Here is a 21,070-nt window from a genome sequence, read left to right as displayed (position 1 = left end):
GAGGAGTAGCAGCGATGGTGCAGCAGGACGAGGTGGGCCGCCGGCGCGCGGCCGTCGTGGCAGGAACGACCGCGCTCGGGATCGAGCTCGGCTCGACGCGGATCAAGGCGTGCCTCGTGGACGAGGACGGCACGCCGCTCGCGAGCGGGAGCCACGCCTGGGAGAACCAGTTCGAGGACGGCACGTGGACGTACTCGCTCGAGGCCGTCGAGGCGGGGCTCCGCGACTGCTACGCGCGCCTCGTGGACGACGTCGAGGCGCAGTACGGCGTGCGGCCCACGACGTACGGGGCGCTCGGCGTCTCCGCGATGATGCACGGCTACCTCGCGTTCGACGCCGACGGCGAGCTGCTCGTCCCGTTCCGCACGTGGCGCAACACCTCGACCGGCCCGGCCGCGGCCGAGCTCACCGAGCTCCTCGGGTACAACGTGCCGCTGCGGTGGTCGGTCGCGCACTGGTACCAGGCGATCCTCGACCGCGAGCCGCACGCGGACCGCGTCGCGTCCCTCACCACGCTCGCGGGGTACGTGCACCGGCGCCTCACCGGGCGGCACGTGCTCGGCGTGGGCGACGCGTCCGGCATGTTCCCCGTCGACCCGGGGACGCGCGACTACGACCACGCGCGCCTCGCGCTCGTCGACGAGCGCGCCGCCACGCACCGCGACGGGCCCAAGCTCGCCGAGCTGCTGCCCGACGTGCTCGTCGCGGGTGAGGACGCGGGTCGCCTGACGGCCGAGGGTGCGGCCTGGCTCGACCCCACGGGGTCGCTGGAGCCCGGCGTCCTGCTGTGCCCGCCCGAGGGCGACGCGGGCACGGGCATGGTCGCCACCAACGCCGTGGCGCCGCGCACGGGCAACGTCAGCGCGGGGACGAGCATCTTCGCGATGGTCGTGCTCGAGCGACCGCTCGCCGCCGTGCACCACGAGCTCGACCTCGTGACGACGCCCGCGGGCGACCTCGTCGCGATGGTCCACTGCAACAACGGGGCGAGCGAGCTCGACGCATGGGCCGGGCTGCTCGGCGAGCTCGCCGCGGCGGTCGGCGCCACCGCGACGCCGGACGACGTGTTCGGCGCGATCTTCCGCGCCGCGCTCGACGGCGACACCGACGGCGGCGGCCTGCTCGCGTACAACTACCTGGCCGGCGAGCCCATCACGGGCCTCGACGAGGGTCGTCCGCTCGTGGTGCGCACCCCCGGGAGCCGCCTCACCCTCGCCAACTTCGCGCGCACGCAGGTCTACGGCGCGTTCGGCACGCTGGCGCTGGGCATGCGCGTGCTCGCCGACGAGGGCGTGGGCATCGACGGGATGCTCGCCCACGGCGGCATGTTCCGCACCGCGGGCGTCGCCCAGCGTCTCCTCGCCGCAGCGATCGGGGCGCCCGTGAGCGTCGGCCGGTCGGCGGGCGAAGGGGGCGCCTGGGGCATCGCGGTCCTCGCGGGCTACGCGCGCGACCGCGCCGCCGGTGCCCCGCACGCGACGGCCGACCTGGGGACGTACCTGCGCGAGCACGTCTTCGCGTCCGCCGAGACCGTGACCGTCGACCCCGACCCCGCCGACGTCGCGGGGTTCACGACCTACCTCGAGCGGTACGCCGCGGGGCTCGCCGTCGAGCGCGCCGCCGTGGCGGCGCTGCCGACCCGGACCGACGGAGAGGACCTCGTATGACCACCCCGACCACCGCCGCGCCGGCCGTCCCGGCCCACCTGCGCGACGCCGTCGACGCCGCCAAGGAGCGCGTCGCCGCGCTGCACGCGGAGCTCCCGCGCTGGGAGCTCGTCGTGTGGACCGCGGGCAACGTCTCCGAGCGGGTCCGCGACACGACGCGGCCCGACGGCTCGGGCGACCTGCTCGTCATCAAGCCGTCCGGCGTCGCGTACGACGACATCACCCCGGGCGCGATGGTCGTGTGCGACCTCGACGCCACGCTCGTCGAGGGCGACCGGTCGCCGTCGTCGGACACGGCCGCGCACGCCTACGTGTACCGGCACATGCCCGAGGTGGGCGGCGTCGTGCACACGCACTCGACGTACGCGACGGCGTGGGCGGCGCGCGGCGAGCCCGTCCCGTGCGTGCTGACGATGATGGCCGACGAGTTCGGCGGCGACATCCCCGTGGGGCCGTTCGCGCTCATCGGCGACGACTCGATCGGTCGCGGGATCGTGGAGACGCTCCGCGAGTCCCGCAGCCCCGCCGTCCTCATGCGCAACCACGGCCCGTTCACGATCGGCGCCGACGCGCGCGCGGCGGTGAAGGCGGCCGTGATGTGCGAGGAGGTCGCGCGCACCGTGCACGTGAGCCGTCAGCTCGGCGAGCCCACGCGCATCGCGCAGCACGACGTCGACGCGCTGTACGAGCGGTACCAGAACGTCTACGGGCAGCACACGGTGCCCGACCAGCACTGACCCCGGCCGGGTCCGGCCCGCCGGCCGACCGGGACCGACGCGCACGGCACGACCGCAGCACGACCAGCCCGGACGGGCCCGCAGCGGTGCGGACCCCGCCCACGACACGAGAGATGGACCTGACATGAGCAAGCCCTACGCGGACCGCGAGATCTGGTTCCTCACCGGCAGCCAGGACCTGTACGGAGAGGAGACGCTGCGGCAGGTCGCCGAGCAGTCGCAGGAGGTCGCGCGCCTCCTCGACGCGTCGCCGGACGTCCCGGCGACCGTGGTCTGGAAGCCCGTGCTCAAGGACGCCGACGCGATCCGGCGCGCGATGCTCGACGCCAACGCGGACGACCGCGTGCTGGGCGTCGTGACGTGGATGCACACGTTCAGCCCCGCGAAGATGTGGATCGCGGGCCTCGACCAGCTCCGCAAGCCGCTCCTGCACCTGCACACGCAGGCGAACGTCGAGCTGCCGTGGGACACGATCGACTTCGACTTCATGAACCTCAACCAGGCGGCGCACGGCGACCGGGAGTACGCGTACGTCGCGACGCGCCTCGGGGTCGCGCGCACGACCGTCGTCGGGCACGTGACGAACCCGGCGGTCACGGCGCGCGTCGGGTCGTGGGTGCGTGGCGCCGCGGGCTGGGCCGCGACGCACGAGCTGCGCCTCGTCCGCTTCGGCGACAACATGCGCAACGTCGCGGTGACGGAGGGCGACAAGACCGAGGCGGAGCTGCGCTTCGGTGTGAGCGTGAACACGTGGGGCGTGAACGACCTCGTGCGGGCCGTGGACGAGGTGTCCGAGGCCGACGTCGACGCGCTCGTCGCGGAGTACGAGGACCTCTACGACGTGGCCCCGGAGCTGCGCAAGGACGGGGAGCGGCACGCGTCGCTGCGCTACGCCGCACGCCAGGAGATCGCGCTCGAGACGTTCCTCGCGTCGGTGGGCGCCAAGGCGTTCACGACGAACTTCGAGGACCTGGGCGACCTGCGCCAGCTGCCGGGCCTCGCGGTGCAGCGCCTCATGGCCAAGGGCTACGGGTTCGGCGCCGAGGGGGACTGGAAGACGGCCGTCCTCGTGCGCGCGGCGAAGGTCATGGGCGCGGGCCTGCCCGGCGGCGCGTCCCTCATGGAGGACTACACGTACGACCTCACGCCGGGGAGCGAGAAGATCCTCGGGGCGCACATGCTCGAGGTCTGCCCGTCGCTGACGACCTCGACGCCCCGGGTCGAGATCCACCCGCTCGGCATCGGCGGCAAGGAGGACCCGGTCCGCATGGTGTTCGACGCGGACCCGGGCGTCGGCGTCGTCGTGTCGCTCGCGGACATGCGCGACCGGTTCCGCCTCACGGCGAACGTGGTCGACGTCGTGGCGCCGTCCGCCCCGCTGCCGCACCTGCCCGTCGCGCGCGCGGTGTGGGAGCCCCGCCCCGACTTCCCGACGTCCGCCGAGGCGTGGCTCACGGCCGGCGGCGCGCACCACACGGTGCTCTCGACGGCGGCCGGGATCGACGCGTTCGAGGTGTTCGCGGACATCGCGCGCACCGAGCTGCTCGTCATCGACGAGAGCACCACGCGCCGCGGCTTCCGCGACCAGGTGCGGTGGAACCAGGTGTACTACCGCCTCGCACAGGGCCTCTGAGGTCCGGGGGAGGCCGTCCGTCCGTCCGGTCCGGGCCCCGCGGGGTCGTGACCGAACCGTGACGAGGGACGGCTTCCCCTCCGATCGTGTGAGCGCTAACATCGTGCCTCGGGAGGGTGTGAACGATCACACACGGACGGCGCGGGGCCCGGGTCCGACGGGGCCTCCGCGCTCACGGCACACCGCTGTGCCGGACGGCGGCCGCAACGGTTACCGAACGGTTATGCGGAATGCCGGGTCGGGGCTTGCGGGGGAGGCCCTGACACCGCTAGACATTGACACAAGCAAACATGTATCAACAAGAGTCAACAGTCCGATGGCGGGCTGGTACGACCCGACGACCCTCGGCACGGCGCCGAGGTCGCATCTCAAGGAGGAGAGCATGTTCAGCACGACCAAGGCGCGCACGCGTCTGACGGGTGTCCTCGCCGGCGTGGCGGTCCTCGCGCTCGCGGCGTGCAGCAGCGGGGGCGGCAGCACGGACGGCAGCAGCAACGACGCGGGCGGCGACGGCGGCAGCGGCGACACGATCGTCGTCGGCTTCTCGCAGGTGGGCGCCGAGTCCGGCTGGCGCGCGGCGAACACCAAGTCCATCCAGGACACGCTCACGGCCGAGAACGGCTTCGACCTCAAGTTCTCCGACGCGCAGCAGAAGCAGGAGAACCAGATCCAGGCGATCCGCTCCTACATCGCGCAGGGCGTGGACGTCATCGCGTTCTCCCCGGTCGTCGAGTCCGGCTGGGACGCGGTGCTCGAGGAGGCCAAGCAGGCCGGCATCCCGGTGATCCTCACCGACCGCGCCGTGGACTCCGAGGACGAGACCCTCTACGCGTCGTTCATCGGCTCCGACTTCGTCCTCGAGGGCGAGATGGCCGGCGAGTGGGTCTCCGAGAACGTCGCGACCGAGCCGATCAACGTCGTCGAGCTCCAGGGCACCACGGGTGCCGCGCCGGCGATCGACCGCAAGACCGGCTTCGAGAACGCCACGAAGGACAACCCCAACGTGACGATCATCGACTCGCAGACCGGCAACTTCACGCGCGCCGAGGGCAAGACGGTCATGGAGGGCTTCCTCCAGGCGCACGACGACATCGACCTCGTCTACGCGCACAACGATGACATGGGCCTCGGCGCCATCGAGGCCATCGAGGCCGCCGGTCTCGTCCCGGGCGAGGACATCAAGATCGTCACCGTCGACGCGGTCAAGGACGGCATGCAGGCGCTCGCCGACGGCAAGATCAACTTCATCGTCGAGTGCAACCCGCTCCTCGGCCCGGACCTGGCGGAGATCATCAAGAAGGTCGTCGCGGGCGAGGAGGTCGAGAAGCGCATCGTCGTGGAGGACCAGTCCTTCACCCAGGAGCAGGCCGTCGAGGCGCTCCCGACGCGCGAGTACTGACCGGCGCTCGGCGTCCTCTCGGAGCGATCCGAGAGGACGCCCGCCCGGCGGGGCCGGTCGACGCCGACCGGCCCCGCCACCACGGACGGGTCGCGCGCCGGGAGAGCACGTCTCCCCGGCGCGCGGCCGACGCACCACCGCCGGCATGCCGACGTCGCCGGCGTCCTGAGGCGCCCCGGGGCCCGGCAGCCCCGTCGCCACCGCTGCACGGAAGGTCACCCATGACTACCGCCGTCCCCGACGGTCGACCCGTCGTCGAGATGACCGGGATCTCGATCGAGTTCCCGGGCGTCAAGGCGCTCGACGGAGTCGACCTCACGCTCCGGCCCGGAGAGGTCCACGCCCTCATGGGCGAGAACGGCGCCGGCAAGTCGACGCTCATCAAGGCGCTCACCGGCGTCTACTCGATCGACTCCGGTCGCATCGTCGTCGACGGCGCCGAGCACACGTTCTCGGGCCCGGGCGAGGCCCAGGCCGCCGGTGTCTCGCCGGTGTACCAGGAGGTCAACCTCTGCGAGAACCTCTCGGTCGCCGAGAACATCATGCTCGGCCACGAGCCGCGCCGCCTCGGCGCGATCGACTGGCGTGCGACGCGTCGCCGCGCGGGCGAGATGCTCGCCCGCCTCAACCTCGACCTCGACCCGGCGTCGTCGCTCGCCTCCCACTCGCTCGCCGTGCAGCAGCTCGTCGCGATCTGCCGCGCGCTCGTCGTCGAGTGCAAGGTCCTCATCCTCGACGAGCCGACGTCCAGCCTCGACGCGGACGAGGTCGCCCAGCTCTTCGCCGTCGTGCGCCGCCTGCGCGACGAGGGCGTCGCGATCCTCTTCGTCTCGCACTTCCTCGAGCAGGTGTACGAGATCTCCGACCGCATGACGGTCCTGCGCAACGGGAAGCTCGTCGGCGAGTACGTCACGGCCGAGCTCCCGCGCCTCGAGCTCGTCTCCAAGATGATCGGCACCTCGCTCGAGGTGCTCGAGGAGCTCGAGGAGGCACCCAAGCGCTCGGTGGCCGACCGCGAGGCGACGCCGTTCGTCCAGGCGCTCGGCGTCGGCCGCAAGGGCTCCGTGCAGCCGTTCGACCTCGACGTGTACCCGGGCGAGGTCGTCGGCCTCGCCGGCCTCCTCGGCTCGGGCCGCACCGAGCTCGCACGCCTGCTCGCGGGCGCGGACCGTGCGGACAGCGGCCAGGTGCGCGTCGGCGGCGCGCTCGCGCGCCTGCGCACCCCGCGCAGCGCGATGCAGCGCAAGATCGCGTTCTCCTCCGAGCACCGCAAGGCCGAGGGCATCGTCGGCGACCTGACGATCCGCGAGAACATCGTCCTCGGCCTCCAGGCCGAGCGCGGCTGGGCCCGCCGGCTGCCGCGCAAGCAGGTGGACGAGATCGTCGCGAAGTACATCGACGCGCTCGCGATCCGTCCCGCCAACCCGGACGCGCTCATCAAGAACCTCTCGGGCGGCAACCAGCAGAAGGTGCTCCTCGCGCGCTGGCTCGCGACGGCCCCCCGGCTGCTGATCCTCGACGAGCCGACGCGCGGCATCGACGTCGGGGCCAAGGCCGAGATCCAGAAGCTCGTGGCCGAGCTCGCGGGCGAGGGGATGTCGGTCGTGTTCATCTCGGCCGAGCTGGAGGAGGTCCTCCGGCTCAGCCACCGCATCGCCGTCATGCGCGACCGCGTCAAGGTCGCGGAGATCACCAACGACGAGGACGTCACGGTCGAGGACGTCGTCGAGCTCATCGCGAGCGGAGGGCAGGAGTCATGAGCACCACGGCACCCGCCTGGCAGCGCGCCACCCAGCACCGGCTCTTCTGGCCGATCGTCGCGCTGGTCGTGCTGCTGGCGGTCAACACGATCAACCGGCCGAGCTTCCTGTCGATCCGGCTGCAGGACGGTCACCTGTTCGGCTCGCTCGTCAACCTGCTGAAGAACGGCGCACCCCTGCTCCTCGTGGCGCTCGGCATGACGCTCGTCATCGCGACGCGCGGCATCGACCTCTCCGTCGGCGCGGTCGTCGCGATCTCGGGCGCGGTCGCGCTGAGCTTCATCGCGTCGTCGCCCTCGCCGGACAGCCTGACGACGGTCCTGGTCGCCGTCGGGATCGCGCTCGCGCTGTCCTTCGTCCTCGGCGTGTGGAACGGCTTCCTGGTCTCGGTCCTCGGGATCCAGCCCATCATCGCGACGCTCGTGCTCATGACCGCCGGCCGCGGCGTCGCGATGCTCATCACGGGCGGTCAGATCACGACGGTCAACAGCGCGCCGTACAAGGCGATCGGCTCCGGGTTCTGGTTCGGGGTCCCCGTCGCGGTCGTACTCGCGGGCCTGGTGTTCGCCGCGGTCGCGCTGCTCACGCGCCGCACCGCGCTCGGCATGCTCATCGAGTCCGTCGGCATCAACCCCGAGGCGAGCCGCCTCGCGGGCGTCAAGGCGCGCAGCATCATCTGGACCGTGTACGCGGTGTGCGCGCTCTTCGCGGGCCTCGCCGGCCTCATGATCTCGTCGAGCACCATGGCGGCCGACGCGAACAACGCCGGACTGTTCATCGAGCTCGACGCGATCCTCGCCGTCGTCATCGGCGGCACGTCGCTCGCGGGCGGCAAGTTCTCGCTCTCGGGCACGCTCGTCGGCGTCCTCATCATCCAGACGCTCACGCTCACGGTGACGATGCTCGGCATCTCGCCGTCGGTCACCCCCCTGTTCAAGGCGATCGTCGTCATCGCGGTCTGCCTCGCGCAGTCGCCGAAGGTGCGCGACCTCGTCGCCGCCCGACGACGCCGCGCGGCCCCGACGGCCGCCGCGGCCGCGGAGGTGAGCGCCTGATGTCCGCCGTCCAGACCCCCGCCCCCACCTCGCCGCCCGACCCCCGGGGCGCCGACACCGCCGCCTCCGGAGGCCCGCGCATGACCGAGCGACTCACGAGCCGTGTCCGTCTCGACCGGCGCTACCTGCCGGTGGTGGGGACGTTCGCGGTGCTCGCCCTCATGCTCGTCGTGGGCGGCAGCCGGTACGAGAACTTCCTCTCGGCCCGCGTCGTCTCGAACCTCTTCATCAACAACTCGTTTCTCATCGTGCTCGCCGTGGGCATGACCTTCGTCATCCTCACGGGCGGCATCGACCTGTCGGTCGGGGCCGTGGTCGCGCTGTCCGGCATCACGACGGCCTCGCTGCTGCAGAGCGGCTGGCCCGTGGCCGTCGTGCTCCTCGTCTCGGTGCTCATCGGGACGGTGCTCGGCCTCGTGGTCGGACTCATGGTGCACGTGTTCGACATCCAGCCGTTCATCGCGACGCTCGCCGCGATGTTCCTCGCGCGCGGCCTGTGCTACGTCATCTCGCTCCAGTCGATTCCCATCACGGACGAGTCGTTCGTCGCGCTCGCGAGCTGGAGCCAGCAGTTCGGCGACGGGTGGCGCGTCACGACGGCGGTCATCATCGCCCTGGTCGTGGTGGCGATCGCGTTCTACGTGCTGCACTACACGCAGTTCGGCCGCACCGTGTACGCGATCGGCGGCGGCGAGCAGTCCGCGATGCTCATGGGCCTGCCCGTCGCGCGGACCAAGGTGCTCGTGTACGTGGTGAGCGGCACGTGCGCCGGCATCGGCGGCCTGCTCTTCGCGATGTTCTCGCGGTCCGGCTACTCGCTCACCGGCGTGGGCATGGAGCTCGACGCGATCGCGGCGGTCGTGATCGGCGGCACGCTGCTCACGGGCGGGACGGGCTTCGTGCTCGGGTCCGTGCTGGGCGTGCTCGTGCTCGGTCTCATCCAGACGATCATCACCTTCGAGGGCACGCTGAGCTCGTGGTGGACCAAGATCGTCATCGGCGTGCTGCTCCTGGTCTTCGTGATCCTGCAGCGCGTGCTGGTCGTCAGGCGGAGGTGAGCCGGCGGTGCCGGGCCGCCCTGCGACGTCGTGCGACGTCGTGCGGGTGAGGCCCGGCACCGCGGCCGTCTGCCCGGGCGTCTCGCCCGGGGATCACCGGAGCTGGACGGGGGCCGGCACCCCTGGGTCGGCCGGGCGCGTGCCCGGGCGACGGAGTGTCACGATACGACCCTTGTCGAATGTGAGCGTTCACACTAGGCTCGGTCACGATCCTGTTAACGCTCACACGCAATGGTGCGTGTCTCTCGACGAAGAGAGGAAGCCCATGGATACGTCCCTTCACCCTCCACGGCCCGGAACGGCGCGCCGCCGACGTGCGGTCGCGCTCGCGCTCGTGGCCGGCATGGTCGGCACCGTCGCGCTCGCGACGTCCCTGCCCGCCTCCGCCGCGGAGCCCGACCTGCCCGACGGCGCGCGGGTCGACACGTTCGACGGCGCCGCGCTCGACGCGGACTGGACCGTCGTCAACCCCGTCCCCGAGGCGCTCGCCGTCTCCGGCGGGGCGCTGCGGCTCACGTCCCAGCCGGGCGACACCTACCAGGACGCGAACAGCGCCAAGAACGTCGTCCTGCTCGACGTGCCCGCCGGCGACTTCACCGTCGTCACCCGGCTCGAGGCGCCCGTCGCCTCCGTCTACCAGGGCGCGGGGCTCATCGCGTGGCAGGACATGGACAACTACGTCCGCTCCGGCCTGACGTTCGTGGGCGACCTGTCGCCCTCGGGCCGCGCGATCGAGAACGACGTCGAGACCGGCGGCGTCTTCTCCGCGGCCGCGTTCACCGACCGCCCGGGGTCGACGGGCGAGACGCTGCGCATGCAGCGCACGGGCGACACCGTCACCACGTCCTACTGGGACGGCACCGCGTGGCAGCCGGCGGGCTCCGTCACGGTCGACTTCCCGACCACGCAGGTCGGTCTCTACGCGCTCGCCGCGCAGGACGGCGCGGCGCACACCGCGGTGTTCGACTACGTCGCGCTCGAGACCGCCGAGGGCGCCGACCAGGTCCCCGACGGCGCGTTCACGCTCGTGGGCCCGGGTGAGGCCCGGTACCTCGTGGCGGCCGACGACGGCCTCGCTCTCGACGACGAGCGCCCCGCGACGACGGTCGCGCTCGACGCGACGGCGGTCGACGGCGCCGAGGGCACGTCCCCGGTGACGCTCGCCGTCGGCGTCCGGCCCGTCGTCGTCTCCGGCTCGTCCCGGCTCTCCCTCGGAGCCGCGGGCGAGGAGGCCGCCGCGCTGCGGCTCACCGACGCGGGCGGCGGCAAGGTCTGGCTGCGCAGCGCGGCGGACCCCGAGCTGTACGCCGGCGTGCGTGCGTCCGACGGCGCGCTCGTGCTCGGCCCGCGCGAGGCAGCCACGAAGCTCAGGATCACGCCCGCCACGAGCGCGGACCACGAGATCACCGTGGACCTCGCCGGCGAGCGCACCGAGATGAGCGACGAGCTGTACGGCATCTTCTACGAGGACATCAACTACGCGGCCGACGGCGGCCTGTACGCCGAGCTCGTGCGCAACCGGTCGTTCGAGTTCAACAACCAGGACAACGGGTCCTTCACCGGCCTCACCGCGTGGAGCACCGCGAACAGGGGCGGGGCCACGGCGACGACGCAGGTCGTGAACGACGCCGGGCGGCTCAACGCGACGAACCGCAGCTATCTCGCCCTCACGACGACCGCCGCGGGCGCCGGGGTGCGCAACGCCGGGTACAACACCGGGCTGTTCGTCGAGGAGGGGGGGTCGTACGACTTCTCCGTCTGGGCGCGGTCGGCGACGGCGCAGACCGTCACCGTGCGCGTCGAGGACGCTGCCGGGACCACGGCGTACGCGACCGGCCAGGTCGCGGTCGACGGCTCGAACGCGTGGAAGAAGTACGACGTCACGCTCACCGCGACCGGCACGACGAACGCCGGGCGCCTCGCGCTCCTCTCCGGCGCGGCGGGCACGCTCGCTCTCGACCAGGTCTCGCTCTTCCCGCAGGACACCTGGGTCGGCCCGGTCAACGGGAAGTCCGTGCTCCGCAAGGACCTCGCGGAGAAGATCGACGCGCTCGACCCGCAGTTCCTGCGCTTCCCCGGCGGTTGCGTGACGAACGTCGGCACGTTCCGCTCGTACGAGGAGTCGGGCTTCACCGACCGTCGCCGCACGTACCAGTGGAAGGAGACGATCGGCCCGGTCGAGGAGCGCGCGACCAACTGGAACTTCTGGGGCTACAACCAGTCGTACGGCATCGGGTACCTCGAGTACTTCCTCTTCGCCGAGGACCTCGGCGCGACGCCGCTGCCCGTGGTGTCGGTCGGCGCCAACGGCTGCGGCAGCACCATCCCCGAGATGAAGGACCCCGCGCAGATCCAGCGCTGGGTCGACGACACGGTCGACCTCATCGAGTTCGCGAACGGCGACGTCACGACCGAGTGGGGCGCCGTGCGCGCCGAGCTGGGCCACCCCGAGCCGTTCGGCCTGAAGTACATCGGGCTCGGCAACGAGGAGAACACGAAGACGTTCGAGGCCAACTTCCCGGCGTTCCGCGACGCGATCGCGGCCGCCTACCCGGACATCCAGATCATCTCGAACTCCGGCCCGGACGACACCGGACAGCGCTTCGACGAGCTCTGGGAGTTCAACCGCGAGCAGGACGTCGACCTCGTCGACGAGCACTACTACAACGACCCGCAGTGGTTCCTCGAGAACGACGAGCGCTACGACTCCTACGACCGCGAGGGGCCGCACGTGTTCCTCGGCGAGTACGCGTCGCGCGGCAACACGTTCGCCAACGCGCTCGCGGAGGCGTCGTTCATGACCGGTCTGGAGCGCAACTCCGACGTCGTCCGGCTCGCGTCGTACGCACCGCTCCTCGCCAACGAGTCGTACGTCCAGTGGTCGCCCGACGCGATCTGGTTCGACAACGACGAGTCGTGGGGCTCGGTGAACTACTACGTCCAGCAGCTGTTCTCCGCGAACGCCGGTGACGAGGTGGTGCCCAGCACGCACTCCGGCCCGGCGCCGGCCGACGCGACGGTCGACGGCGGCGTGTTCCTCTCCACGTGGAACACGGCCGCGCAGTACGACAACGTCCGCGTGACCGACAACGCGAGCGGCGAGGTGCTCTTCTCGGACGACTTCGAGTCCGGCGCCGACCGGTGGGAGCCGCAAGCCGGCACGTGGGCCGCGCAGGACGGCGCCTACGTGCAGTCGGCGACGAACGTCACCGACGCCCGGTCGATCGTCGCCGGTGCGTACGCGAAGGACTGGTCGAGTTACACGCTCGAGCTCGACGCGCGCAAGACCTCCGGCGCCGAGGGCTTCCTCGTCGGCTTCGCCGCGGGCGGCCCGAACGACTACTACTGGTGGAACCTCGGCGGCTGGAACAACACCCGCCAGGCCCTCCAGCGCGCGTCGGGCGGGAGCGCCAACGAGGTGAAGGCCGTCGAGAACCACAGCATCGAGGCCGGCCAGCCGTACCACGTCAAGGTCGTCGTCGAGGGCTCGACCATCGAGCTCTACCTCGACGGCGAGCTCCAGATGTCCTACGAGCAGCCGTCGACCAAGTCGCTCTACCAGGTCGTCACGCGCGACGACGACACGGGCGACGTCGTCGTCAAGGTCGTCAACCCGACGGCGACCGCGGCCCGCACGCAGGTGCACGTCGAGGGTTCCGAGGGCATCGCGTCCGAGGCGACGGTCACGGAGATGGTGGGCGCGCCGTCGGACACCAACACCAAGGCCGACCCCGAGCGGGTCGTCCCGGTGGAGCGGACGTTGTCGGGCGTCGGCGAGGAGTTCTCCTACGAGTTCCCCGCGCACTCGATCACGTTCGTCCGGCTGCACGCGCCCGACGCGGCGCCCGAGCTCGACCTCGCGGTCGAGGCCTCGCCGCGCTGCCTCGCGGGCAGGGCGTACGTCGCCGTGCGCGCGACGAACGGCGAGGACGTCCCGGTCTCGGTGACGCTCGCGACGCCGTTCGGGCAGAAGGCGTTCGCGGACGTGGCGCCCGGCAAGAACGCGTACCAGTCGTTCGCGGCGCGCGCGACGTCGGCCCCGGCCGGCACCGCGACCGTCACGGGCACGGCGGTGGTCGACGGTGAGCAGGTCACCGCGACCCTCGACGTCCCCTACGACGCGCTCGACTGCGGCTGACCCGGCGAGGGAGGACCTCTGGTCGCGGGGGAGAGGCCTCGAGCCCTACCTCGCGACCGCCGGTCCTCCTTCGCGAGTGCCTGCTTCCCTCGTGGCCGGTCCGGCGGGCCACGAGGGCGCGGCCCGCGCGTCGTGCGCGGGCCGCTCTCGCACGACCGCGCGACGACGCCGTCGCGTGACCACCTGTTCGACCTCCCACACGCGGGCGACGACGCCCGCGCGCGACCCTGAGGAGCAACGATGCACCCCCGACCGACGGACGGCGTCCGCCGTCGACCCGGCGGCGCGACCCGGCTGGCCGCCGTGGCGGCCGCCGCCGCGCTCGCCCTGACCACGTGGGCGCCGTCCGCCGTCGCGGCCGACGCGCTGCCCGCGCCCGTCCTCGACCTCGCGTTCGACGGCGACGTCGCCGACTCCGGCGCGCTCGCCCACCCCGTGACGCTGAAGGGCCACGACGGCTCGCCGCCCACCGGTTACTCGTACGTCGACGGGGTCGACGGGAGAGGGCAGGCGCTGCGCCTCGCCGGGAGCACGTACCTCGACCTCGGCACCTCCACCGCGCTGCAGCCCGAGGACCTCACGCTCTCGTTCTGGGTGGAGCCCAGCGGGAAGCTGTCGGGCGAGCACGTCATCACGTGGAACAAGCGCGCGTACAACTCGGACGGCTGGTACCTGTCGAGCGAGTCGGACACCGTGCCGCTCGCCCTGTCCGTCGGGCCGGCGTCGGGCCAGCCGTACAAGGTGCGGGTGGCCAGCTCCGACCGCGCGGCGTTCTTCCCCGCGGACGAGTGGACGCACGTCGTCGTCACGTACGACCACGCGACCAAGGACGTCGCGTTCTACCGCAACGGGGAGAAGGTGCCGTCCACGGTCGCGAACGCCGTCGGCGGCGACGCGACCGGCGTGCTCGGCTCGGACCCGGCCCTGCCCAAGACGATCGGGTTCAACGGGCCGCAGTACAACGGGGCCTACCTCAAGGCGGCGCTCGACGACTACCGCGTGTACGACGCCGTCGCCGGCCTCGGCGACGTCGTGGGGCTCTACGAGGAGAGCGGGCGCACGGTCGACCGCGACGCCATCGCGCAGGACGACGCCGACGCGCTGTCGCTGCCCGAGCGCGCGACCGTCGCGCTCGTGCTGCCGACGACGGGCTCGCGTGGGTCGACCGTGACGTGGCGGTCGTCGCACCCGGACGTGGTCGCGACCGACGGGACCGTGGTCCGGCCGGCGATCGGCGAGGACGACGCGCACGTGACGCTCACGGCGACGGTGCGCTACCTCGACGGGGATCCCGTGACGCGCGACCTCGAGGTCGTCGTGCCCGCGCTCGTCGACGAGACGCCGCTCGAGGACACGGGGCTGCCGTCGGTGCTGCTCTCGGACGACTTCCTCCAGAACGCCGCGGCGAAGGAGCACGAGTACCTGCTGAGCCTCGACTCCGAGACGTTCCTCTACGAGTTCTACAAGGTCGGCGGGCTCGCCCCGACGACGCCGGCGGGCTACGGCGGCTGGGAGCGCAGCAACGCCGTGAACTTCCGCGGCCACGCGTTCGGCCACTACATGTCCGCGCTCGCCATGTCGTGGTCGTCGACGCAGGACCCGGCGACCAAGGACGCGCTGTTCACCGAGATCGAGGAGGCGGTCGGGGGGCTCTCGCGCGTGCAGGACGCCTACGCGGCGGCCCACCCCGGTTCCGCGGGGTACGTGTCCGCGTTCCGCGAGTCGATCCTCGACCAGGTGCAGGGCACCGGGACGTCGGACGAGAACGTCATCGTGCCCTGGTACAACCTCCACAAGGTGCTCGCGGGGCTGCTCGACGTCGCCGAGTACGTGGACGGGCCGGTCGGGGACCAGGCGCTCTCCGTCGCGACGGAGTTCGGCCTGTACGTGGAGGGACGCGTCTCGAAGCTGCCGAGCACCGACGTCATGCTGCGCACCGAGTACGGCGGCATGAACGAGGCGCTGTACGAGCTGTTCGACCTCACGGGCGACGTGCGCATCAAGGAGGCGGCCGAGGCGTTCGACGAGGTCGCGTTCTTCCGCCAGCTCGCCGCGGGCCAGGACGTGCTCCCGGGCAAGCACGCCAACACGCAGATCCCCAAGCTGCTCGGCGCGCTCAAGCGCTACCGCGTGTTCACGCAGAACCCCGAGTACTACGACCTGCTCACCCCGGCGGAGAAGGACGAGCTGCCGATGTACCTCGCGGCGGCGGAGAACTTCTTCGACATCGTCGTGCGCGACCACACGTACGTCACCGGGGCCAACAGCCAGGCGGAGCACTTCCACGCACCCGGCTCGCTGCACGAGCACGCGGCCGAGCAGGGCACGGCGCGCAACGCCGAGACGGCCGAGACGTGCAACGAGTACAACATGCTCAAGCTCGCGCGCGAGCTGTTCAAGCTGAGCAAGGACGTGCGGTACGCGGACTACTACGAGAACGCGTTCATCAACACGATCCTCGCGTCGCAGAACCCCGAGACCGGGACGACGACGTACTTCAACCCCATGGCCTCGGGCTACCACCGCGTGTACAACCTGCCGTTCACCGAGTTCTGGTGCTGCACCGGCACGGGCATGGAGAACTTCTCCAAGCTCGGTGACTCGATCTACTTCACCGGGCAGGGCTCCGTGTGGGTCAACATGTTCTTCTCCTCGACGGTCGAGCACGCGGAGCAGAACCTGCGGCTCACGCAGGAGGCGAACCTGCCGAACGAGGACACGGTGACCTTCCGTGTCGACGCGCTCGAGGGCGGTGCGGTCGCCGAGGGCGCGACCCTGCGCCTGCGCGTGCCGTCGTGGATCGCCGGCGACCCGGGCGTCGAGGTGAACGGCGCCGCCGTCGAGCCGCACGTGTCGCGCGGGTACGTCGTGCTGCCCGTCACCGCGGGCGACGTCGTCCGGTACACGATGCCGATGGCGGCGTCCGTCGTGGACACCCCCGACAACCCGTACTTCGTCGCCTTCCGGTACGGGCCGGTCGTCCTGTCGGCGGACCTCGGCGAGGTGCCGGAGCCGGCGTCGCAGAGCACGGGCATCCTCGTGCGCTCGTCGACGCGCGATGCCGACGCGCAGACCACCATCACCGCCGCCGGCATGGGCGCGGACGAGTGGAAGGAGCGCATCACCGAGAACCTGGTGCGCGTCGAGGACGACGCGGACGGCCGGATCCAGCTCCGTCTGCGCAACACCGCCGACGGCGGCGACCTCGTGTTCACGCCCCACCACACCAACTGGGACGTGACCTACGGGCTCTACCTCGACCTCGACGAGCCGGACTCGGCGGCGTCGCAGGAGCGCATCCTGCGCGCCAAGCAGGAGCTGCGCGACGCCGACCGCACCGTCGACAGCCTCACGAGCTTCGACAACAACAACTTCGAGAACGCGAAGAACCTCCAGCAGAGCGGGTCGTCGGTCGGGACGTTCTCGGGCCGCCAGTTCCGCCACGCGAACGGCACCGGCTGGTTCAGCTACGACCTGATGATCGACCCGGCGTCGACGTCGAACCACCTGGGTGTCACGCTCTACTCGGGCGACCAGGGCCGCGTGTTCGACGTGTACGTCAACGACGAGAAGCTGAAGACGATCACCACCGTCGCGAACGCCCCGACCAAGGACGAGCAGGGGTTCTACGTCGACACGACGCAGCTCCCCGCGAAGTACCTCGAGATCGGGGAGGGCACGCGCTGGAAGGTCGACAGCGCGGGCGAGTACGTGCTCGACGAGGACGGTGAGCGCATCCCCGTGGTGACCGTGCGCTTCCAGGCGACGGGCGGCTGGGCCGGGGGAGTGTTCGGGGTGCGTGTCGACCGCGCCGCGACGTACGACACGACACCGAGGCTCGCCGCGCTCGCTTTCGACACGGGGTCGCTCGCACCCGCGTTCGACCCGGCGGTGACGGACTACACGCTCACCGTGCCCGAGGGCACGACGAGCGTCGTGCTCGACGCCGACCCGCACGTGCCGAGCGGCCTCGTGCGCGTCGACGGCGTGCTGGTCGACGACACGCAGGGTCGGGTCGTGCCGCTCTCCGCGGACGGGAGCGCCCGGACCGTGGAGGTCGTCGGCGTCGCGCAGGACCACGTGACCGCGACGACGTACACGGTCCAGATCGTGCCCGGGACGGCGGCCGTCGTGCCGCTCGACGTCGAGGCGTCCTCGCGCTGCCTCGCCGGGAAGGCCTACGTGGCCGTGCGGGCGACGAACACGGGCGCCGTGCCGGCGGACGTCACCCTGACCACGCCGTTCGGGGAGAGGTCGTTCACGGCCGTCGCCCCGGGCGCGAGCGCGTACCAGTCGTTCGCGTCGCGCGCGACGTCGGTGCCCGAGGGTGTCGTCACCGTCAGCGGCACGGCGGTGGTCGACGGCATACCCGTCGCCACGGCGTACGACGTCGCCGTCGACGCCCGCGCCTGCGCCTAGAACCGCAGTCCGCCGGGGGGGAGCACCAGGGTTCGTCGAGGGAGTGCCGGGGCCGCGAGCCCTGGGCTCCCTCGGCGAACCGGGGCCCTCCCCGGCGGCGCCGGAGGTCGATATCGGTATCGAGACCGATCTCCGCACGATCCGAGCACGACCTCGACGAGGAGGAGAACGAGATGAGCAGACAGGTGAGGACCGTGGTCGCCGCGGCGCTGGCGGGGGTGCTCGCGCTCGGCGCGAGCACGGCGTCCGCCGTGGTGCCGGGCGAGTCGGACGACGCACCGGGGGGAGCAGGCACGATCACCGGACTGACCACGACCGACCGCGGTGACGGGACGTACGGCGTGCCGCTGCTGCGCAGCGACGTCCCCGACATCTCGGTGGCGCGCGTTCCCGCCGCCGAGAGCGACGAGGGGCGCGACGTCTACTACATGATCAGCACGACGATGCACCTCGCTCCGGGTGCGCCGATCATGAAGTCCTACGACCTGGTGAACTGGGAGATCGTCGGGTACGTCTACGACCGGCTCGGCGTGGGCGACGTGTCGTCGTTGCGCAACGGTCGGAACGGCTACGGCAACGGCCAGTGGGCGTCGTCGCTGCGCTACCACGACGGCACCTTCTACGTGGTGTTCAACACCAACGACCTGGGCGGGTCCTACCTGTTCCGCACGGACGACGTCGAGCACGGCGCGTGGGAGCGCACGGCGCTCGGCCGGGGGTTCCACGATCCGTCGCTGTTCTTCGACGAGGCCGACGGCGGGACGCCGTACATCTTCTACGGCTCGGGCGCGACGAGCGCCGTCCGGCTGAACGACGACCTCACCGCGATCGAGGCGGACTTCCCGAACATCTTCCGTGCCGAGGACTACGCGGGCGAGCGGTTCATCGGCGGGCTGTTCGAGGGCGCCCAGGTGCACTACATCGACGGCGAGTACTACGTCGCGATCATCACGTGGCCCAGCGGCCAGAACCGGCAGGAGGTGCTCTTCCGCTCTCCGCACCTCCTGGGGCGCTACGAGACCGCCGACGGGTCGAACCCGTACGAGGCGCGCAGCGCGCTGAACTCGGACGGCTTCGCCCAGGGCGGGCTCGTCGAGGTGCCCGACGGCGCGGGCGGCTACGAGTGGTGGGGGATGTTCTTCCGCGACACCTACCCGCTCGGCCGCATCCCCGCGCTCATCCCGGCGACGTGGGAGGACGGCTGGCCGACGTTCGGCGACGACGGCGTCGTCCGCGTCGGCGACACGTTCGCCAAGCCGATCGTGCTCGACGAGGCGACCGAGCGACGCGAGCGGCTGAAGAGCATCGTCGCCTCCGACGACTTCGCGAACGACGCCGAGCACCGCGCGTTCAGCGACACCGTCTGGGAGGTCCCGGAGCCTCCGACGTACGACGAGTCCCTGCTCGGCGTCGAGCTCGTCGCCAACCCCGGGTTCGAGGACGCGACGACCGCGCCCTGGGCCGCGCAGTTCGGGGCGACCCTGGCGCTCGACCGGAGCAGCCCGGCGTCGGGGGCGGCGGCGCTGCGCGTCAGCGGCCGGACGCTCAACGGGTCGGGACCGAACCAGCAGCTCGGCGGGAAGATCCAGGCGGGCGTGACCTACGAGGTCTCGGCCCGGGTCCGGTACGCCACCGGGCCCGCGCAGGTCCGCTTCAACCTCGTCGGCGACTGGGGCGCGGGCGTGAAGACCCTGGCCTGGGCGGACACGACCCCGGGGGAGTGGACCACGGTCAGCGGCACCTACACGGTGCCGGCCGGCACGGACGTGAGCGCGTTCAAGCTCGCGGTCGAGACGCCGTGGGCGAACCCGCAGCCGCCGTCGTCGAGCGTCGAGTACCTGCTGGACGACGTGTCCGTGGTCGGCCGCGCGCCGGACGTCGAGACGCCCACGCTTGAGGAGGTGTCGTACAACGGCTCGGACCTCGACCTCGCCTGGCAGTGGAACCACGCGCCGGACAACCGGTACTGGTCCCTCACCGAGCGCGAGGGCTGGCTGCGCCTGACCAACGGGCACGTCGTGACCGGCGAGGCGGAGTACACCAAGGCGCCCGGGCGCGACCTCACCTACCTCGAGGAGGCGCGCAACACGCTCGGCCAGCGCACCTTCGGGCCGACGGCCTCCGCGGAGACCCGCCTCGACGTGTCGGGGATGCTCGACGGCGATGTCGCCGGCCTGGCCGTCTACGGCCGCAGCTTCGCGTACGCGGGCGTCCAGCAGGTCGCCGGCGAGCGCACGCTGGGACTCGTCACGCGGCTCCAGCCGTTCACGGACACGATCGACCGCGAGGCGGTCGAGTCGTTCGTCCCCGGCTCGCAGGTCCCGCTCGGCGAGCGCACGGACGTGCACCTCAAGGCGGACGCCGACTTCGCCTCGCCGGACGGCCAGCTCTGGGTGCAGTACTCCTACAGCCTCGACGGGCGCACGTGGCAGCCGCTCGGGCCGCGCCAGGGGCCGCTCGTCATGGACTGGAGCCTGTCCCACTTCATGGGCTACCGGTTCGGCCTCTTCTCCTACGCGAAGGAGCAGACCGGGGGGCACGTCGACTTCGACCACTTCCTCCTGAGCGACGTGCTCGACGCGGACGGCGGCGCCGACCGGACGGCGCTCGACGCCGTCGTCGCCGAGGCCGAGGGACTCGACCCGACGGGCTGGACGCCGGACTCCTGGGCCGCGGTCGAGCAGGCGCTCGCCTGGGCGCGGTCGACGACCGCGCCGTCGACCCAGAACCAGGCCGACGCCCCCGCACGGGCGCTCGCGCTCGCCGTCGCGTCGCTGGAGCCCGCCCCGACCCAGGGCGTCGCGTTCGCGGCGGAGGCGAGCCTTCGCGCGCTCGCCGGCAAGGACTACGTCGCCGTGCGCGTGGTGAACGAGGAGGACGTCCCGGTGGACGTCGTCGTGAGCACCCCGTACGGGAGCCGGACCTTCGCCGGCGTGGAGCCTGGCGCGAACGCGTACCAGGCGTTCGCGAGCCGGCTCGGTCAGGCCCCGGCCGGCGAGGCCACGGTCACCGTCACGCGCTCGACCGACGCGGTGACGACGACCCGCGCGGTGTCGTACGGCCGCTGACCGCGGCCGACCCGGTGAGCCGCCCCGGCTGCTCGCCGGGTCGGCACGAGAGGAGGGAGGACGCAGGACGACGGCGGGGGACCGCCGTCGGGCACGACCGTCCGCGCGAGGCGCGCGGACGCGCACCACATCGATC

The 21,070-nt window shown here is 71.9% G+C and carries 10 protein-coding genes; all 10 read left to right on the top strand.

Features of this window, described 5'->3' with window-relative positions:
- Positions 1–14: 14 nt before the first annotated feature.
- The 10 genes from GJV82_RS02000 to GJV82_RS01955 all read left to right on the top strand — a co-directional run bounded on the left by GJV82_RS02000 (position 15) and on the right by GJV82_RS01955 (position 20,934).
- Complete coding sequence (locus GJV82_RS02000; RefSeq protein ID WP_155098060.1) at positions 15–1,667, top strand: xylulokinase; 1,653 nt, start codon at positions 15–17, stop codon at positions 1,665–1,667.
- Positions 1,664–2,404 carry an L-ribulose-5-phosphate 4-epimerase gene (locus tag GJV82_RS01995; protein WP_024838818.1) on the top strand — a complete coding sequence of 247 codons (741 nt, stop codon included), beginning with the start codon at positions 1,664–1,666 and terminating at the stop codon, positions 2,402–2,404. Before GJV82_RS02000 ends, GJV82_RS01995 begins: the two co-directional genes overlap by 4 nt.
- Positions 2,405–2,528: 124 nt before the next feature.
- Positions 2,529–4,037 carry an L-arabinose isomerase gene (araA, locus tag GJV82_RS01990; RefSeq protein ID WP_024838817.1) on the top strand — a complete coding sequence of 503 codons (1,509 nt, stop codon included), beginning with the start codon at positions 2,529–2,531 and terminating at the stop codon, positions 4,035–4,037.
- A 382-nt stretch (positions 4,038–4,419) separates the two neighbouring features.
- Entirely contained in the window at positions 4,420–5,436 is a 1,017-nt protein-coding gene (locus GJV82_RS01985; RefSeq protein ID WP_155098059.1) for an ABC transporter substrate-binding protein, read from the top strand.
- A 221-nt stretch (positions 5,437–5,657) separates the two neighbouring features.
- On the top strand, positions 5,658–7,196 hold the full coding sequence (locus GJV82_RS01980; protein ID WP_155098058.1) for a sugar ABC transporter ATP-binding protein: 1,539 nt from the start codon (positions 5,658–5,660) through the stop codon (positions 7,194–7,196).
- Positions 7,193–8,251, top strand: coding sequence for an ABC transporter permease (locus tag GJV82_RS01975; protein WP_155098057.1), 1,059 nt, complete (start codon positions 7,193–7,195; stop codon positions 8,249–8,251). The genes GJV82_RS01980 and GJV82_RS01975 overlap by 4 nt, the downstream gene beginning before the upstream one ends.
- Before the next feature lie 80 nt (positions 8,252–8,331).
- Complete coding sequence (gene yjfF / locus GJV82_RS01970) at positions 8,332–9,309, top strand: galactofuranose ABC transporter, permease protein YjfF (RefSeq protein WP_024841785.1); 978 nt, start codon at positions 8,332–8,334, stop codon at positions 9,307–9,309.
- A 265-nt stretch (positions 9,310–9,574) separates the two neighbouring features.
- Positions 9,575–13,447, top strand: a complete 3,873-nt coding sequence (locus tag GJV82_RS01965) for an alpha-L-arabinofuranosidase C-terminal domain-containing protein (RefSeq protein WP_155098056.1) — start codon at positions 9,575–9,577, stop codon at positions 13,445–13,447.
- A gap of 240 nt (positions 13,448–13,687) precedes the next feature.
- Positions 13,688–17,866: a beta-L-arabinofuranosidase domain-containing protein gene (locus tag GJV82_RS01960; protein WP_155098055.1), complete on the top strand. Its 4,179-nt coding sequence runs from the start codon at positions 13,688–13,690 to the stop codon at positions 17,864–17,866.
- A gap of 173 nt (positions 17,867–18,039) precedes the next feature.
- Positions 18,040–20,934: a beta-xylosidase family glycoside hydrolase gene (locus tag GJV82_RS01955; RefSeq protein WP_155098054.1), complete on the top strand. Its 2,895-nt coding sequence runs from the start codon at positions 18,040–18,042 to the stop codon at positions 20,932–20,934.
- Positions 20,935–21,070 lie beyond the last annotated feature (136 nt).

The organism is Cellulosimicrobium composti (genome assembly GCF_009711085.1).
In the GTDB taxonomy this organism is placed as follows: domain Bacteria; phylum Actinomycetota; class Actinomycetes; order Actinomycetales; family Cellulomonadaceae; genus Cellulosimicrobium; species Cellulosimicrobium composti.
The sequence above is the reverse complement of the archived record's forward strand: the minus strand, read 5'-3'. Positions and strand labels throughout refer to the sequence as shown.

What these genes read in the sequence shown, in the direction of transcription:
- GJV82_RS02000 (WP_155098060.1), top strand. Translation starts at nt 15, where the DNA reads ATGGTGCAGCAGGACGAGGTGGGCCGCCGGCGCGCGGCCGTCGTGGCA.
- GJV82_RS01995 (WP_024838818.1), top strand. Translation starts at nt 1,664, where the DNA reads ATGACCACCCCGACCACCGCCGCGCCGGCCGTCCCGGCCCACCTGCGC.
- araA (WP_024838817.1), top strand. Translation starts at nt 2,529, where the DNA reads ATGAGCAAGCCCTACGCGGACCGCGAGATCTGGTTCCTCACCGGCAGC.
- GJV82_RS01985 (WP_155098059.1), top strand. Translation starts at nt 4,420, where the DNA reads ATGTTCAGCACGACCAAGGCGCGCACGCGTCTGACGGGTGTCCTCGCC.
- GJV82_RS01980 (WP_155098058.1), top strand. Translation starts at nt 5,658, where the DNA reads ATGACTACCGCCGTCCCCGACGGTCGACCCGTCGTCGAGATGACCGGG.
- GJV82_RS01975 (WP_155098057.1), top strand. Translation starts at nt 7,193, where the DNA reads ATGAGCACCACGGCACCCGCCTGGCAGCGCGCCACCCAGCACCGGCTC.
- yjfF (WP_024841785.1), top strand. Translation starts at nt 8,332, where the DNA reads ATGACCGAGCGACTCACGAGCCGTGTCCGTCTCGACCGGCGCTACCTG.
- GJV82_RS01965 (WP_155098056.1), top strand. Translation starts at nt 9,575, where the DNA reads ATGGATACGTCCCTTCACCCTCCACGGCCCGGAACGGCGCGCCGCCGA.
- GJV82_RS01960 (WP_155098055.1), top strand. Translation starts at nt 13,688, where the DNA reads ATGCACCCCCGACCGACGGACGGCGTCCGCCGTCGACCCGGCGGCGCG.
- GJV82_RS01955 (WP_155098054.1), top strand. Translation starts at nt 18,040, where the DNA reads ATGAGCAGACAGGTGAGGACCGTGGTCGCCGCGGCGCTGGCGGGGGTG.